At 64.2% G+C, this 16,269-nt stretch carries 14 protein-coding genes; 1 reads left to right on the top strand and 13 read right to left on the bottom strand.

Annotated features, from left to right (window positions below; all coding sequences use genetic code 11):
- Positions 1 to 40: 40 nt before the first annotated feature.
- The 10 genes from phoB to AB4850_RS19035 form a co-directional block, all read right to left on the bottom strand.
- Positions 41 to 742 carry a phosphate regulon transcriptional regulator PhoB gene (gene phoB / locus AB4850_RS19080; protein ID WP_206127137.1) on the bottom strand — a complete coding sequence of 234 codons (702 nt, stop codon included), beginning with the start codon at positions 740 to 742 and terminating at the stop codon, positions 41 to 43.
- A 31-nt stretch (positions 743 to 773) separates the two neighbouring features.
- A complete protein-coding gene (gene phoU / locus AB4850_RS19075) occupies positions 774 to 1,478 on the bottom strand; it encodes a phosphate signaling complex protein PhoU (protein ID WP_414444569.1) in 705 nt (234 codons plus the stop codon).
- A gap of 16 nt (positions 1,479 to 1,494) precedes the next feature.
- Complete coding sequence (gene pstB / locus AB4850_RS19070) at positions 1,495 to 2,343, bottom strand: phosphate ABC transporter ATP-binding protein PstB (RefSeq protein WP_414444568.1); 849 nt, start codon at positions 2,341 to 2,343, stop codon at positions 1,495 to 1,497.
- Positions 2,344 to 2,358: 15 nt separating this feature from the next.
- Positions 2,359 to 3,255: a phosphate ABC transporter permease PstA gene (pstA, locus tag AB4850_RS19065; RefSeq protein ID WP_414444567.1), complete on the bottom strand. Its 897-nt coding sequence runs from the start codon at positions 3,253 to 3,255 to the stop codon at positions 2,359 to 2,361.
- Complete coding sequence (pstC, locus tag AB4850_RS19060; RefSeq protein ID WP_414444566.1) at positions 3,252 to 4,232, bottom strand: phosphate ABC transporter permease PstC; 981 nt, start codon at positions 4,230 to 4,232, stop codon at positions 3,252 to 3,254. Before pstC ends, pstA begins: the two co-directional genes overlap by 4 nt.
- A 112-nt stretch (positions 4,233 to 4,344) precedes the next feature.
- Positions 4,345 to 5,376: a phosphate ABC transporter substrate-binding protein PstS gene (pstS, locus tag AB4850_RS19055; RefSeq protein ID WP_414444565.1), complete on the bottom strand. Its 1,032-nt coding sequence runs from the start codon at positions 5,374 to 5,376 to the stop codon at positions 4,345 to 4,347.
- A 562-nt stretch (positions 5,377 to 5,938) separates the two neighbouring features.
- Complete coding sequence (glmM, locus tag AB4850_RS19050) at positions 5,939 to 7,294, bottom strand: phosphoglucosamine mutase (RefSeq protein WP_414444564.1); 1,356 nt, start codon at positions 7,292 to 7,294, stop codon at positions 5,939 to 5,941.
- A gap of 24 nt (positions 7,295 to 7,318) precedes the next feature.
- Complete coding sequence (folP, locus tag AB4850_RS19045) at positions 7,319 to 8,125, bottom strand: dihydropteroate synthase (protein ID WP_414445551.1); 807 nt, start codon at positions 8,123 to 8,125, stop codon at positions 7,319 to 7,321.
- Positions 8,126 to 8,280: 155 nt separating this feature from the next.
- Positions 8,281 to 10,170, bottom strand: coding sequence for an ATP-dependent zinc metalloprotease FtsH (ftsH, locus tag AB4850_RS19040; protein ID WP_414444563.1), 1,890 nt, complete (start codon positions 10,168 to 10,170; stop codon positions 8,281 to 8,283).
- A gap of 168 nt (positions 10,171 to 10,338) precedes the next feature.
- Positions 10,339 to 11,001: an RlmE family RNA methyltransferase gene (locus AB4850_RS19035; protein ID WP_414445550.1), complete on the bottom strand. Its 663-nt coding sequence runs from the start codon at positions 10,999 to 11,001 to the stop codon at positions 10,339 to 10,341.
- A 226-nt stretch (positions 11,002 to 11,227) separates the two neighbouring features.
- Here AB4850_RS19035 and AB4850_RS19030 point away from each other — a divergent pair, with 226 nt between their 5' ends.
- Positions 11,228 to 11,776, top strand: coding sequence for a YhbY family RNA-binding protein (locus AB4850_RS19030; protein WP_414445549.1), 549 nt, complete (start codon positions 11,228 to 11,230; stop codon positions 11,774 to 11,776).
- A 101-nt stretch (positions 11,777 to 11,877) separates the two neighbouring features.
- Here the strand turns inward: AB4850_RS19030 and AB4850_RS19025 are convergent, their stop codons facing one another.
- From AB4850_RS19025 to carB, 3 genes are all read right to left on the bottom strand, one after another.
- Positions 11,878 to 12,360 (bottom strand): DUF4149 domain-containing protein, encoded by a 483-nt coding sequence (locus AB4850_RS19025; RefSeq protein ID WP_414444562.1) that lies wholly within the window; start codon positions 12,358 to 12,360, stop codon positions 11,878 to 11,880.
- Between the two features lie 14 nt (positions 12,361 to 12,374).
- A complete protein-coding gene (gene greA, locus AB4850_RS19020) occupies positions 12,375 to 12,851 on the bottom strand; it encodes a transcription elongation factor GreA (protein WP_414444561.1) in 477 nt (158 codons plus the stop codon).
- Between the two features lie 117 nt (positions 12,852 to 12,968).
- Positions 12,969 to 16,223, bottom strand: a complete 3,255-nt coding sequence (gene carB / locus AB4850_RS19015; protein WP_414444560.1) for a carbamoyl-phosphate synthase large subunit — start codon at positions 16,221 to 16,223, stop codon at positions 12,969 to 12,971.
- Between the last annotated feature and the right edge of the window lie 46 nt (positions 16,224 to 16,269).

Genomic DNA, 16,269 nt, shown 5'->3' with positions numbered 1-16,269 from the left:
CGGCGCGCGGGCGATCGCCCGAATCGCGCGCCGCATTGCATCAAGCGTGTTTCGCGAGGCGGTAGCCGCTGCCACGAACGGTTTCGATCATAGCATCGCACCCTGCCGGCTTGAGGGCCGCGCGCAGGCGCTTGATATGCACGTCCACCGTCCGTTCCTCGACGAATACGTGATCGCCCCACACCTGATCGAGCAGTTGCGTGCGGCTGTGCACGCGCTCGGGGTGGGTCATGAAGAAATGCAGCAGGCGGAACTCGGTCGGACCGAGATCGAGCTTGATCTCGTTGCCTTCGGCGCTGGCCGCGACACGGTGCGTAGCCGGGTCGAGGCGCAGGCCGTTGATCGACACCACGTCCTCGGTGAGCTGCGGCGCGCGGCGGCGCAACACCGCCTTGATGCGCGCCATCAGTTCCTTCGGCGAGAACGGCTTGGTGACGTAGTCGTCCGCGCCGATCTCGAGACCCAGCACCTTGTCCTGCTCGTCACCGCGCGCGGTCAGCATGATGATCGGGATGTGCTTCGTGCGCTCGTTGTTGCGAAGTTCGCGCGCGAACGCGATGCCCGATTTGCCCGGCAGCATCCAGTCGAGCAGGACCAGATCAGGCAGCACGTCGCTGATCAGGTTTTGCGCCTGCTCCGCGTTGTACGCGCGAATCGCACAATGGCCCGCGTGTTGCAGGTTCACCGAAATGAGTTCGGAAATCGCGGGCTCATCTTCGATGACGAGAATGTTGCTGGGCATCGGCACCTCTATCCGTCCTTATCCTGGCTGATTAACTGTTGGCTTCGCGGTCGAGCAGGTCGCGCGGCTTGTGCCGCACGTCGGTGCCCTTGACGATGTAGATGATGAATTCGGCGATGTTCTTGGCGTGGTCGCCGACGCGCTCGATCGCCTTGGCGATGAACAGGAAGTCGAGGCCGACCGAGATCGTGCGCGGATCTTCCTGCATGTACGACACGAGCTTGCGCACGAACGCGCGGAATTCCTGGTCGATTTCCTTGTCGTCCTTGACGATCTGGGCCGCGGCCACCGTGTCGAGGCGCGCGAACGCGTCGAGCGCGCGGCGCAGGATCGTCACGGCCATTTCGCCCGACACCTTGATCTCGGCGATGTTCACGCCACGCGCGATCGGCTCGTCGGCGAGACGGCGCACGCGCTTGGCGATCTTTTCGGCTTCGTCGCCGGCGCGCTCGAGATTGGTGATGGTCTTGGAAATCGACATCAGCAGGCGCAGGTCGCGCGCGGCCGGCTGGCGGCGCGCGATGATGTTGCCGCACTCTTCGTCGATGTCGACTTCCATCTGATTCAGGATGTCTTCGTTGGCGATCACGCGCTCGGCCGCTTCGCGGTCGAATTCGTTCAGGGCGTGGATGGCCTCGGTGATTTGCGCCTCGACGAGGCCGCCCATTTCGAGAACCTTCGACGACACCGCGTTCAGGTCGGCGTCGAATTGGCTCGACAGATGCTTATCGGTCATTGTTCTTGCTCCGTCATCAACCGAAACGGCCGGTGATGTAATCTTCCGTTTCCTTGCGGGCCGGCTTGATGAAGATTTTTTCAGTATCGCCGAATTCGATCAGCTCGCCCAGATACATATACGCTGTGTAGTCCGAACAACGTGCGGCCTGCTGCATGTTGTGCGTGACGATCACGACCGTGTAGTCGCTCTTCAGCTCTGCGATCAGCTCTTCGATGCGGCCGGTCGAGATCGGGTCGAGCGCCGAGCACGGCTCGTCGAGCAGCAGCACTTCCGGGCGGATCGCGATGCCGCGCGCGATACAGAGGCGCTGCTGCTGGCCGCCCGACAGGCCGTAGCCGCTCTGGCCCAGCTTGTCCTTCACTTCGTTCCACAGCGCGGCCTTGGTCAGCGCCCACTCCACGCGATCGTCCATTTCCGAGCGCGTGAGCTTCTCGAACATCTTCACGCCGAACGCGATGTTGTCGTAGATCGACATCGGGAACGGGGTCGGCTTCTGGAACACCATGCCGATGCGCGCGCGCAGCAGCGAGATGTCCTGCTTCGATTCGAGCAGGTTCTCGCCGTCCATCACGATCGCGCCTTCGGCGCGTTGTTCCGGATACAGCGCGTACATCTTGTTGAACGTGCGCAGCAAGGTGGACTTGCCACAGCCCGACGGCCCGATGAACGCGGTCACCTTGCCTTCCGGAATGCGCATGTTGATGTTCTTCAGCGCATGGAACTTGTTGTAGAAGAAGTTCAGATTGTTGACTTCGATCTTCGCTTCAGGCGCTGCAAGCGGGCTCTGGCCAGGTGCTGCGCTGGCGCCGGCGGGCGCTTTGCCGAGTTGGATCGGATTCAGGTGGCTTTCTGCCATATTCATCGGATTGCTCCGCCGTTACTTTTTCGAGAAGATCGAGCGCGCCAGGATGTTCAGTCCCAGCACGCCCAGCGTGATCAGGAAGACGCCCGCCCAGGCGAGCGATTGCCACTGCGCAAACGGGCTCATCGCGAACTTGTAGATCGTGACGGGCAGGTTGGCGATCGGGTGGCTCATGTCGAGCGAGAAGAACTGGTTCGACAGCGCCGTGAACAGCAGCGGCGCGGTTTCGCCGGCGATCCGTGCAACCGCGAGCAGCACGCCCGTCATGATGCCGGCGATCGACGCGCGCAGCGTGATGGTCAGCACCATGCGCCACTTCGGCGTGCCGAGCGCGAACGAGGCCTCGCGCAGCGCGATCGGCACCAGGTTCAGCATGTTTTCGGTGGTGCGGATCACGATCGGCACTTGCAGCAGCGCCAGCGAGATCACCCCCGCCCAGCCCGAGAAGCGGCCGGTCGGCGCCACCACCACGGCATAGACGAACAGGCCGATCACGATCGACGGCGCCGACAGCAGGATGTCGTTGATGAAACGCATCGTGCTCGCCAGCAGGTTCTTCTGGCCGTATTCGGCCAGGTAGACACCGGCCATCACGCCGATCGGCGTGCCCACCAGCGTACCCAGGGCAACCATCATCAGGCTGCCGACGATGGCGTTGGCAAGACCGCCGCCGTCGGTATCCGGGGCCGGCGTCGACTGCGTGAACAGGTCGATCGACAGGCCGCCGATGCCGAGACGCAGCGTCGTGTAGAGAATCCACACCAGCCACACCAGACCGAACACCATCGCGGCGAGCGAGAAGGTCAATGCAACGGCGTTGGTGCGCTTGCGGCGAGCCTGCAGCCTGGTGCGCATCGCCTCGAGTGCGGGGCCGGACTGGCCGCCCGGCATGTTCAGGACGCGTTCGCTCATTTCTTGCCTTCCGACTTCTGGAGACGCAGCAGCATCAGTTTCGAAACCGACAGCACGACGAAGGTGATCACGAACAGGATCAGGCCCAGTTCCATCAGTGCCGACGTATGCAGGCCCGGTGCGGCTTCCGCGAATTCGTTCGCGAGCGCCGAGGTAATGCTGTTGCCCGACGAGAACAGCGAAATATCGTTGAGCAGGTTGGTGTTGCCGATCACGAACGTGACGGCCATCGTCTCGCCGAGCGCGCGGCCGAGGCCGAGCATCACGCCGCCGATCACGCCGGTCTTGGTGAAGGGCAGCACGATCTTCCACATCACTTCCCAGGTCGTGCAGCCGATGCCGTACGCCGATTCCTTCAGCAGGACCGGGGTGACCTCGAACACGTCGCGCATCACCGAGGCGATGTACGGGATGATCATGATCGCCAGGATCACGCCGGCGCTGAGCAGGCCGATGCCGATCGCCGGACCGGCGAAGATCGCGTTGAGGCCCGGGATGGGTTTCACGAGCTTGCCGAGCGGGCCTTCGAAGTATTCCGCGAAGATCGGCGCGAACACCAGCAGGCCCCACATGCCGTACACGATCGACGGAATGGCGGCCAGCAATTCGATGGCGATGCCGAGCGGGCGGCGCAGCCACACGGGCGAGAGTTCGGTGAGAAACAGGGCGATGCCGAAGCTGACGGGCACGGCGATCAACAGGGCGATGATCGACGTGACGATCGTGCCGTAGATCGGCACGAGCGCGCCGTAGACATCGGCGTTGGGGTCCCATTCGGACCGCCAGAGGAAACTGAGGCCAAACTTCTCGATAGTCGGCAACGACGCGATGAGCAGCGACACGATGATGCCGCCGAGCACCAGCAGGGTCACGATCGCGGCAATGCGCGCAAGACCGCCGAAGATGACATCGCCGAGCCGGCCCGGCGCGCGCATCTGGCCTGCGGCGGGACGTGACGAGAGAGGAATGTCGGACATGGGTGCCTGATTGTTCAGTGGCAGGCGGCGCATGCCGCCCCGCCGATACTGCACCGCGCCGCCCGACACATGCCGGACGGCGCGACCACGACTTGCTTGCTGCGAATGAAGCTTACTGAGCGACCGGCTTGCCGGCTGCGTCGGTCACCTTCACCTTCCATTGCTTGCGGATTTCATCCGTCACCGACTTCGGCAGCGAGATGTAGTCGAGATCCGTTGCAGCCTTTTCGCCGTTCTTGAACGACCAGTCGAAGAACTTCAGCACTTCCGCGCCTTGCTCCGGCTTGTCCTGCTTCGTGTGCAGCAGCACGAACGTTGCGCCGACGACCGGCCATGCGTCCTTGCCCGGCTCGTTCGTCAGGATCTGGTAGAACGACTTCGTCCATTCCGCGCCGGCAGCGGCGGCGGCGAACGTCTTGGCATCCGGCGCCACCACGTTACCCGACGCGTTCTTGATGTTGGTGTAGATCATGTGGTTCTTCGTGGCGTAGGCCGATTCGACATAGCCGATCGAGCCCGGCAGGCGTTGCACGAAGGCCGCGACGCCGTCGTTGCCCTTGCCGCCCGTACCCGTCGGCCAGTTGACCGTTGCGCCTTCGCCGATCTTCGACTTCCACTCGGCGTTGACCTTCGACAGGTAGTTCGTCCAGATGAACGAGGTGCCCGAACCGTCAGCGCGGCGAACCACGGCGACGTCCAGATCCGGCAGCTTGACCTTCGGGTTCAGCGCGACGATGGCCGGGTCGTTCCACTTCTTGATCTTGCCCAGGTAGATGTCGCCGAGCACTTCGCCCGACAGAACGATTTCACCTGCCTTGATGCCCGGGATGTTCACCACCGGCAGAATGCCGCCGATGACCGTCGGGAACTGGAACAGGCCTTCCTTGGCCAGCTCGTCGTCCTTCAGCGGAGCGTCCGAACCTGCGAAGTCGACCGTCTTGGCGATGATCTGCTTCAGGCCACCCGAGGAACCGATGCCTTGGTAGTTGACCTGAGCGTTGGCAGCGTTCTTGTACTCGGCTGCCCACTTCGTGTAAATCGGTGCGGCGAACGTGCTGCCGGCGCCGGTGATGTCGGCTGCGTGGGCGGCAACAGCGAAGAGCGCGCCAGCCAGACCAGCGAACGCAGTTTGCATCAACTTCATGAGACCTCCAGTGTGTGAGCGGATGACTACGGCACCGCGAAGATTAGGGGGTACCCATGACAGTAATGTGACAATTGATGAACCTGATGTGACAGCAACATGACAGACCGAAAGCTGTGAGCCGCCCTGCCCGGCCGGCGGGCCTCGACGCGGATGTCCCATCCGGCAAGGCTTCGCGGCGGCTGCCCGGCGAGGTTCGCGAAGGGAGGTCGAGCGGGCCGATGCCGCGAATGCATCGAAATCGCGCATCGAACGGCACGATTGTTCAACGCCGTCCGGCCCGAGCGGCAGCGCTCATCCACAGTAGTCGAAATGTCACGAAACGGAAGATTTTTGCCGATGCAAACGATTTTTTCGGGCAATTACGGAGAAAATCGGGATCGAACGGCAAAGGCGTGGCGCGCACGGGTAAACGTTTTCATCCGAGCAATGAGGAGAGCTCAACGCGCCTGCATCCGATCCGCTGCCGTGCGACAAGGTGGCGCGCCATCACGGTGCGCCGTCGGACCAATAATAAAGGGCGACGCCCCGCGCCGCCCTTGCCTTTCGTCCGACTGGCCTGTCAGGCCGTCGCGGCCCGGACCGCCGCGGCGATCGTTTCGGCATGGTGCTGCGCATCCGCGGCTCCGCGCGCCTCGACCATCACGCGCAGCACCGGCTCGGTGCCCGAGGCGCGGATCAGCACGCGCCCGCTTTCACCCAGCTCTCGCTCGGCCCTGGCAATCGCGGCCTGGATCGAGGCGTCGCCCTTCCAGTCCGCGCCGGCCTTCATGCGCACGTTGATCAGTGTTTGCGGGAACAGCTCGACGCCGTCGAGCAGTTGCGCCAGCGTCTTGCCGCCGCGCGTCAGCGCGGCCAGCACCAGCAGCGCCGAGACGATGCCGTCGCCGGTCGAATGACGGTCGAGCGACAGGATGTGGCCCGAGCCTTCCGCGCCGAGCTGCCAACCGCGTTCACGCAATTGCTCGAGCACGTAACGATCGCCGACGGCCGCGCGCACGAACGGCACGCCGAGCTTCTGCAGCGCCACTTCCACGGCCAGGTTCGTCATCAGCGTGCCGACCGCGCCCGGCACCTTGCCGTCGGTGGCCATGCGATCCTGCACCAGCACGTAGAGCAGCTCGTCGCCATTGAACAGGCGGCCGGTGGAGTCGACCACCAGCAGGCGGTCGGCGTCGCCGTCGAGCGCAATGCCGAGATCCGCGCCGTTTTCCTTGACGGCGGCAATCAGCGCATCGGGCGCCGTGGCGCCGACCTTGTCGTTGATGTTGAAGCCGTTCGGCTTCACGCCGATCGGCACGACATCCGCGCCCAGCTCGTGGAACACGTGCGGCGCGATCTGGTACGCCGCACCGTGCGCGCAATCGACCACCAGCTTGAGCCCGCGCAGGTCGTACGAGGCCGGGAACGTGCTCTTGCAGAACTCGATGTAGCGGCCGTTCGCGTCGTCGAGCCGGCGTGCCTTGCCCAGGCCGTCGGACGGCTCGCAGGCCAGCGGCTTGTCGAGCCAGGATTCGATTTCGGCTTCGGTTTCATCGGGCAGCTTGTTGCCGTCGCCCGAGAAGAACTTGATGCCGTTGTCGTGATACGGATTGTGCGAAGCGCTGATCACCACGCCGGCGGCGAGGCGCAGCGCGCGCGTCAGGTAGGCGACGCCCGGCGTGGGCATCGGGCCGGCCAGCATCACGTCGACACCCGCCGCCGAGAAGCCCGCTTCGAGCGCCGCCTCGAGCATGTAGCCCGAGACACGCGTGTCCTTGCCGATCAGTACCGTCGGGCGGCCGGCCGTGCTGCGTGCGTTCGAACGCGCCAGCACCTTGCCGGCCGCATAGCCGAGCCGCAGCACGAATTCGGGGGTGATCGGGCCTTGGCCGACTTCGCCGCGAATGCCGTCCGTACCGAAATAACGACGTCCCATGAATGCAATCCTCCTTATGTGTACTTACGCGCGCCGTGCCGCCTCGCGCACGGCGCGCCAGATTTTCAGCGCATCCACCGTCGCGGCGACGTCGTGGACGCGAATGATGGCCGCTCCCCGCTCGGCGGCGCACACGGCCGCCGCCACGCTCGCGGCCACGCGCTCGGCGGGCGGCTTGCCGATCAGCGCGCCGAGCATCGATTTGCGCGACATGCCGGCCAGCACCGGGTAACGCTGCCCGTCCGGCCGCACGGGGGCCGTTTCCGGCAAGCGCGCCAGCAAGGCGTAATTGTGCTCGACCGTCGCCTTGCCGAACCCGAACCCTGGATCAACGCTGATCCGCGACGGCGCGATCCCGGCCGCGACGAATGCCGCGGCGCGCACAGTCAGAAAATGTCTCACCTCCGAGACGACGTCAAGATAGTCCGGTTCGCCGATCTGCATCGTCTGCGGCTCGCCGAGCATATGCATCACGCACAGCCCGCAGTTGCTGTCCTTCACCGCCTCGATCGCACCGGCCTGCCGGAAGCCCCAGATATCGTTGATCAGGTCCGCGCCGGCGGCCAGCGTCGCGCGCATCACGTCGGGCTTGTAGGTGTCGATCGAGAGCGGCACGTTCATGCCGTGCAGCGCCTCGACGATCGGCACGACACGCGCCAGTTCCTCGTCGAGCGGCACGGGCGGCGCGCCCGGGCGTGTCGATTCGCCCCCGATGTCGATCAGATCGACGCCATCGGCCAGCATCTGCTCGGCCTGGCGCAACGCGGCGTCGCGGGCCACGTAGCGGCCACCATCGGAAAAGGAATCGGGGGTGACGTTCAGGATGCCCATCACGAGCGGGCGGTCGAACGTCAGGGTGAAACGGCCGCACTGCAAAGGCGGCGGCGCGATGGAAGCGATATCGGTCAACACGAAAAATCCGGAAGCAGAAACAAAACGGGCCGGTGTGAATCACACCGGCCCGCTCATGAGATCTCGTTTCGAGATTATGCCGGCGCAGTCGCGCTACCCGGCTTGACTTCGGCACCCGCGCCACCCGACGGATCGCTGGCCGGGGGCACGTTGCCGCTGCTCTTCGGCGAGCGCGGCGGGCGGCCCGCCATGATGTCGTTGATCTGATCGGCGTCGATCGTTTCCCACTCCATCAGCGCGGCCGTCATGGCCTCGACCTTGTCGCGGTTCTCGTCGAGCAGGCGGTGTGCGAGCTTGTACTGCTCGTCGATCACGCGGCGGATTTCGGAATCGACCTTCTGTTGCGTCGCTTCCGAGATCGCACGCGTAAAGCCCTTGCCGAACGGGCCGCCTTCGTTTTCGTCGTCGGCATACACCATCGGCCCGAGCGCATCGGTCATGCCGAAGCGCGTGACCATCGCGCGCGCCGTTTGCGTCGCCTTGTTGAAGTCGTCCGATGCACCGGTGCTGATCAGGTTCATGAACAGTTCTTCAGCCGCACGGCCACCGAACAGGATCGCGAGACGGTCGAGCAGGTAATCCTTCGAATACGTTTCGTTGTCGTGCTCGGGCAACTGCCACGTCACGCCCAGCGCACGGCCACGCGGAATGATCGTGACCTTGTGGACCGGATCGGCCTTCGGCAACAGCTTGGCCACCACGGCGTGACCCGCTTCGTGGTAAGCCGTGGCACGCTTAGATTCCTCGCGGATCACGGCCGACTTGCGCTCCGGGCCCATGAAGATCTTGTCCTTGGCGTCTTCGAAATCCTGCATTTCGACGATGCGCTTGCCGCGACGCGCGGCGAACAGCGCCGCTTCGTTGACGAGGTTCGCCAGATCGGCGCCCGAGAAGCCCGGCGTGCCGCGTGCCAGCACGGCCGCGTCGACGTCGTTCGAGATCGGCACCTTGCGCAGGTGAACGCGCATGATCTGCTCGCGGCCACGAATGTCCGGCAGGCCGACATACACCTGGCGGTCGAAACGGCCCGGACGCAGCAGCGCCTTGTCGAGCACGTCGGAGCGGTTCGTTGCAGCCACCACGATCACGCCCGAGTTCGCCTCGAAGCCGTCCATCTCGACCAGCATCTGATTCAGCGTCTGCTCGCGCTCGTCGTTGCCGCCGCCCATGCCGGCGCCACGATGGCGGCCGACCGCGTCGATTTCGTCGATGAACACGATACACGGTGCGTGCTTCTTGGCTTGCTCGAACATGTCGCGCACACGTGCCGCGCCGACACCGACGAACATTTCAACGAAATCCGAACCCGAGATGCTGAAGAACGGCACCTTTGCCTCGCCGGCGATCGCGCGGGCGAGCAAGGTCTTGCCGGTACCCGGCGGGCCGACCAGCAGCACGCCGCGTGGAATGCGCCCACCGAGCTTCTGGAATTTCTGGGGATCGCGCAGGAAGTCGACCAACTCGGACACTTCTTCCTTCGCTTCGTCGCAACCCGCGACGTCGGAGAAGGTCACCGCGTTGTTGTTCTCGTCGATGAGACGCGCGCGCGATTTGCCGAAGGAGAATGCCCCGCCCTTACCGCCGCCCTGCATCTGCCTCATCATGTAGAACCAGAAAACGATGATCAGCAGCGTCGGCCCGAGGTAATACAGCGCGGACACCAGCGCGTTCGGTTCGTCGTCAGCCTTGCCGCTCACCTGCACGCCGTACTTCATCAGGTCGCCGACCATCCAGATGTCGCCGGGCGACACGATCTGGTATTTCTGGCCTTCTGCCGGAGTGACGGTGAGGTTGCGGCCTTGCACGATCACGTTCTTGATCTTGCCGCCCTTGGCGTCGTCCATGAACTGCGAATACGACACACCTTCCTGGACGCGGGGCTTGTCGAATTGCTTGAACACGGTAAACAGCACCAGTGCGATCACGAGCCACACTGCCGCTTTCGATAACATATTGTTGTTCAAAGCACCACTCCTTCACTCATAGACAAGCGCCTACATTTTTCTTGCAGCGCTCCTGGGGCATTCTAATCCAGTCCGTAGCCCATCGCCATAAGCTTCGCCAAACGCTTCGATAGGCAAATCCCATGACCGGCAAGGCTCCCGGCTGGCCTGCGGCGCCTGCCGCATCCGTCAGCGCGGATGTTTCAGATGCCGACCCAAAATAAACGTCTCCGACGATTTATCGCGCGAGGCTTTCGGCTTGCGCGGTGCAACCGTACGAAACTGATGCTTGAACTTCTCGACGATCTGGCTGTAGCCCGTGCCGTGAAAGCATTTCACCAAAAGGGCGCCATCCGGTTTGAGATGGTTCTGTGTGAATTCGAGCGCGAGATCGCAAACGTGTTCGATCCGGGCCGCATCCGCAGTCGCCACGCCCGACAGATTGGGTGCCATGTCCGAAATTACAAGGTCGACGGCGCGGCCTTGCAGCACTTCTTCGAGCTGGTGCAGCACCACATCCTCGCGAAAATCGCCCTGGATGAAGTGCACGTCGGCGATCGGCTCCATCGGCAGCATGTCGAGCGCGATGATGGTGCCGTCGATCCCGCCGTCACGCTGGGCGTCGCGCTGCTTGCCCTGCGCGAGCTTGTTGCGCACGTACTGGCTCCAGCTGCCCGGCGTCGAACCCAGGTCGACGATCACCTGACCGGGGCGGATCAGCTTGTCCTGCTCGTCGATTTCCTTGAGCTTGTAGGCCGCGCGGGCGCGATAGCCTTCCCGTTGCGCCAGCTTGACGTACGGATCGTTGATATGGTCGTGCAGCCACGAATGGTTGAATCGGTTCTTTGCCATGCAGGAGGAAAAATGTCGGCCAAATACCACAGAGCCGGGACCGTTCGCCGATCGAAGCACCCAATGAATGGCGTCGATCGTGCAATGGTTCCGTCAGCTCGCGCTTTTGGCGGATAATACGCGTCTTGTTCGCGCGGCAGACGCCTCGATGGCGGTCCCGCAGCGATTTTACGTGGTTTTCGAGCGCGCTCACGCGGCGCGCCGATCTATTGATTCAAGAGTTCCGATGCCCGCCCTTTCGCTTTCCCCTGTCGAGCGCTCCGCGCTGCGTTCCCAAGCCCACGCGCTGAAGCCCGTCGTGCTGATCGGCGCCGAAGGCCTGACCGACGCCGTGCTGGCCGAGATCAAGGTCCACCTGGCCGCGCACCAGTTGATCAAGATCCGCGTGTTCGGCGACGAACGCGACGCCCGCATCGCCATCTACGAAGAAATTTGCGACCGCCTGAACGCCGCGCCGATCCAGCATATCGGCAAGCTGCTGGTGATCTGGCGCCCCGAGCAGGCCGAAGTGGCGCCGCCTCGCAGCCGCCGCGGGCCGCCGAGCGCTCGCGAAGCGGCGATGCAGCGCGCCGCCGGCGAGCCGGAAAGCCGGGGTGGCCGCGCGCCGCGCGTCGTGAAGGTCGTCAAGCATTCGCCCGATGCCAGCCCGGTTCGCAAGCCGCGAGCCACCAAGGTGGTCGTGCGCGGCAACGAGCGCGTAACGGCGGGTGGTACGGTCAAGCGCGCCAAGAAGCGCCAGCAAAGCACGAAGCGCCCGTTCCAGAACGACAAGTAAGTATCGGGCAGCCCCCGGCCGGGCAAGCAAGCCGCAAGGCATGCCCGGCGGCCGGTGCCGTCAGGCGCGGAGCATCATGCATCCCAACGCCTGCACGGCATTCAGGCATCCGCGGTACGCGATTCGCCCGCTGCGGACAGCCGCCACACCAGCCAGATACCGAGCACGCTTTCGACCAGATAGAACAGGCTCGAAACGCCGTGCAGCATGCCGAAGCGGCTTGCATATTCCGAATGGCCGACATCGGTGCCCGCCGCCTGCGCGGCCAGACGCATCGCGTCCATGAACGGCTCGATCGCGAAATACCCGAGCAGCACGCACAGCAGCATCGCGCCGACGATCACGCGCAGCCGGCGATAGTTGCGCTCGCCCGCTCGCACGCGTGCGTTCGCGATCAGCAGCATGACGACGCCACAGACCACACCGATCAGGCCCTCGATCCGGAACAGGCGTGCCGCCACGCCGCCCGCCGCGACGCGGTCGAGCGTGGTGAACAGCACCGGCGCAACCGCATAGCCGATCGTCAGCAGGCTGCCGACCCAGACGGTGGAGAGAAAACGGAACAATCGGGGCGCGTTGCGCATCGAAGCGCCCCCGATCAGATGTAGCTGACCGAGATGATCTCGTACTCGCGCACGCCGCTCGGGGCCTGCACCGCAGCCACGTCACCTTCCGACTTGCCGATCAGGGCACGCGCGATCGGCGAGCTGATGGAGATCAGGCCGTGGTCGATATCGGCTTCGTCGTCGCCGACGATCTGATATTTGACGGTGTCGCCCGATTTGAGATCTTCGAGTTCGACGGTGGCCGCGAACACGACGCGCCCTTCCGCGTCGAGCAAGGACGGGTCGATGACTTGCGCCGCCGACAGCTTCGACTCGAGATCGGCGATCCGACCCTCGATGAAACCCTGCTTTTCTTTCGCGGCGTCGTATTCGGCGTTTTCGGACAGATCGCCCTGCGCGCGTGCCTCGGCGATCGAATTGATCACGGACGGACGCTCGACCGATTTCAGGCGCTGCAGCTCCTCGCGCAGTTGTTCGGCGCCACGCTTGGTCAACGGAATGGTGCTCATAAACGGCTCAATAACAAAAAACGGGCGTAAAAAAAATCACCGCGATTAAGCGCATTTCCGGTGAACCGGAAACGCCGCCTAACCGCGGCCTGTGAGTGCCTGGGAAAACCCGACGACTTAGTTTAGGCGAGCGTGAAGACCTTGTAAATCATAGACTTCGAGGTCCTTCAGGTAGCGCAAACCTTCGACCGCGGCGCGCGCGCCCGACATCGTCGTGTAGTACGTCACCTTCTGCGCCTGCGCGCTCATGCGGATCGAACGCGAATCGGCGATCGCCGTGCGCGTCTCGTCGACCGTCGTGAACACCAGCGCGATCTCGCCGTTCTTGATCATGTCGACGATGTGCGGACGGCCGTCCTTCACCTTGTTGACGACCTTGACCGGCACACCGGCCGCCTCGATCGCGGCAGCCGTGCCGCGCGTGGCGACGATCGGGTAGCCGAGGTCGTGCAGCATGCGTGCGACTTCGACGGCCTTCGGCTTGTCGGCGTCCATCACGGTCAGCAGCACCGTGCCCGACTCCGGCAGACGCGAACCGGCCGCGAGCTGCGACTTGAACAGCGCTTCGCCGAAGGTCTGGCCAACGCCCATCACTTCGCCGGTCGAACGCATTTCAGGTCCGAGCACCGGGTCGACGGTCGGGAACTTGACGAACGGGAACACCGCTTCCTTGACGCTGAAGTACGGCGGCACGACTTCCTTCGTCACGCCCTGGTCGGCCAGCTTCTGACCGACCATCGCGCGCGCCGCGATCTTCGCGAGCGGCAGGCTGGTGGCCTTCGACACGTACGGCACCGTGCGCGAGGCGCGCGGGTTCACTTCGAGCACGTAGATGACGTCTTCCTTCGAGCCATCCGCCTGCGGCACTTGCTGGATCGCGAACTGCACGTTCATCAGGCCGACCACGTTCAGCGCACGGGCCATCGCGCCGGTCTGACGCTTCAGCTCGGTCACGGTTTCCGGCGACAGCGAGTACGGCGGCAGCGAACACGCCGAGTCGCCCGAGTGGACACCCGCCTGTTCGATGTGCTCCATCACGCCGCCGATGAACACGGCTTCGCCGTCGCAGATGCAATCGACATCGCATTCGATCGCGTCGTTCAGGAAGCGGTCGAGCAGCACCGGCGAATCGTGCGACACCTTGACGGCCTCGCGCATGTAGCGTTCGAGGTCGCGCGGCTCGTGGACGATTTCCATCGCGCGGCCACCCAACACGTAGGACGGGCGCACCACCAGCGGGTAGCCGATTTCGGCGGCCAGCGCGAGCGCTTCGTCTTCGGCGCGTGCGGTGCGGTTCGGCGGCTGGCGCAGGCCCAGGCCCTGCAGCAGCTTCTGGAAGCGCTCGCGATCTTCCGCGGCGTCGATCATGTCCGGCGAGGTGCCGACGATCGGCACGCCCGCGGCTTCGAGATCGAGCGCGAGCTTCAGCGGCGTCTGGCCGCCGTACTGCACGATCACGCCGACCGGCTTTTCCTTGTCGACCACTTCGAGCACGTCCTCGAGCGTGAGCGGCTCGAAGTACAGGCGGTCGGACGTGTCGTAGTCGGTCGAGACGGTTTCCGGGTTGCAGTTGACCATGATGGTTTCGTAACCGTCCTCGCGCATCGCGAGCGCCGCGTGCACGCAGCAGTAGTCGAACTCGATCCCCTGGCCGATCCGGTTCGGGCCGCCGCCCAGCACCATGATCTTCTTGTTGTTGGTCGGCTGCGCCTCGCACTCTTCCTCGTAGGTCGAGTACATGTAGGCCGTCTTGGTGGCGAACTCGGCCGCGCAGGTATCCACGCGCTTGTAGACCGGGCGCACGTTCAGTTCGAGACGGCGCGCACGCACCTCGGCCGCGCTGGCGCCGAGCAGGGTTGCCAGGCGACGGTCCGAGAAGCCGCTCTGCTTCACGAAGAACAGCTCTTCCTTCGACAGGCTGGCCAGCGTGCGGCCGCGCAGCGCCGCTTCCTTCTGGATGATCTGTTCGATCTGAGCCAGGAACCACGGGTCGATCGCGGTTTCCTCGAAGATCTGCTCGGCCGTCAAGCCGACGCGGAACGCATCGCCGACGTACCAGATCCGATCCGGGCCCGGCTCGCCGATCTCGCGGACGATCTCGTCGCGGTCGGTGGTCTTCTCGTCGAGGCCGTCGACGCCGACTTCGAGGCCGCGCAGCGCCTTCTGGAACGACTCCTGGAACGTGCGGCCGATCGCCATCACTTCGCCGACCGACTTCATCTGCGTGGTCAGGCGCGAATCGGCCTCGCGGAACTTCTCGAACGCGAAACGCGGGATCTTCGTGACGACGTAGTCGATCGTCGGCTCGAACGAGGCCGGCGTCTGGCCGCCCGTGATTTCGTTCTTCAGCTCGTCGAGCGTGTAGCCGACCGCCAGCTTCGCCGCGACCTTCGCGATCGGGAAGCCGGTGGCCTTCGAGGCCAGCGCCGACGAACGCGACACGCGCGGGTTCATTTCGATGACGACCATGCGGCCGTCCTTCGGGTTGATCGAGAACTGGACGTTCGAGCCGCCGGTGTCGACGCCGATCTCGCGCAGCACCGCGAGCGACGCGTTACGCAGGATCTGGTATTCCTTGTCGGTCAGCGTCTGGGCCGGTGCGACGGTGATCGAGTCGCCGGTGTGCACGCCCATCGGGTCGAGGTTTTCGATCGAGCAGACGATGATGCAGTTGTCCGCGCTGTCGCGAACCACTTCCATCTCGTATTCCTTCCAGCCGAGCAGCGATTCCTCGATCAGCAGCTCGCGGGTGGGCGAGAGGTCGAGGCCGCGCTTGCAGATTTCCTCGAATTCCTCGCGGTTGTAGGCGATGCCGCCGCCCGAACCGCCCAGCGTGAAAGACGGACGGATCACGGTCGGATAACCGCTGCTGCCGGTCAGCGCGGCGATTTCCGCCTGCACCTGCAACGCTTCTTCCATCGAATGCGCGACGCCCGACTTGGCCGAACCGAGGCCGATCTTGGTCATCGCGTCCTTGAATTTCTGGCGGTCTTCCGCCTTGTCGATGGCTTCCGGCGAGGCGCCGATCAGCTCGACCGAGTACTTTTCCAGCACGCCGTGGTGGTGCAGGTCGAGCGCGCAGTTCAGCGCGGTCTGGCCGCCCATGGTCGGCAGGATCGCGTCCGGGCGCTCCTTGGCGATGATGCGTTCCACCACTTCCCACGTGATCGGCTCGATGTACGTGACGTCGGCCGTGTTCGGGTCGGTCATGATCGTCGCCGGGTTGCTGTTGACGAGGATGACCTTGTAGCCCTCCTCGCGCAGCGCCTTGCATGCCTGCGCGCCCGAGTAGTCGAACTCGCACGCCTGGCCGATGATGATCGGGCCGGCGCCGATGATGAGGATGCTCTTGATGTCTGTGCGTTTTGGCATGGCTCGAATATTCAATAGGTAATCGTTAATGCGTGGCGGCGGCAGA

Source organism: Burkholderia sp. 22PA0106, assembly GCF_047497155.1.
Classification (GTDB): Bacteria; Pseudomonadota; Gammaproteobacteria; order Burkholderiales; family Burkholderiaceae; genus Burkholderia.
Note: the sequence above shows the minus strand (reverse complement) of the source record. Positions and strands in the feature narration are given on the sequence as shown.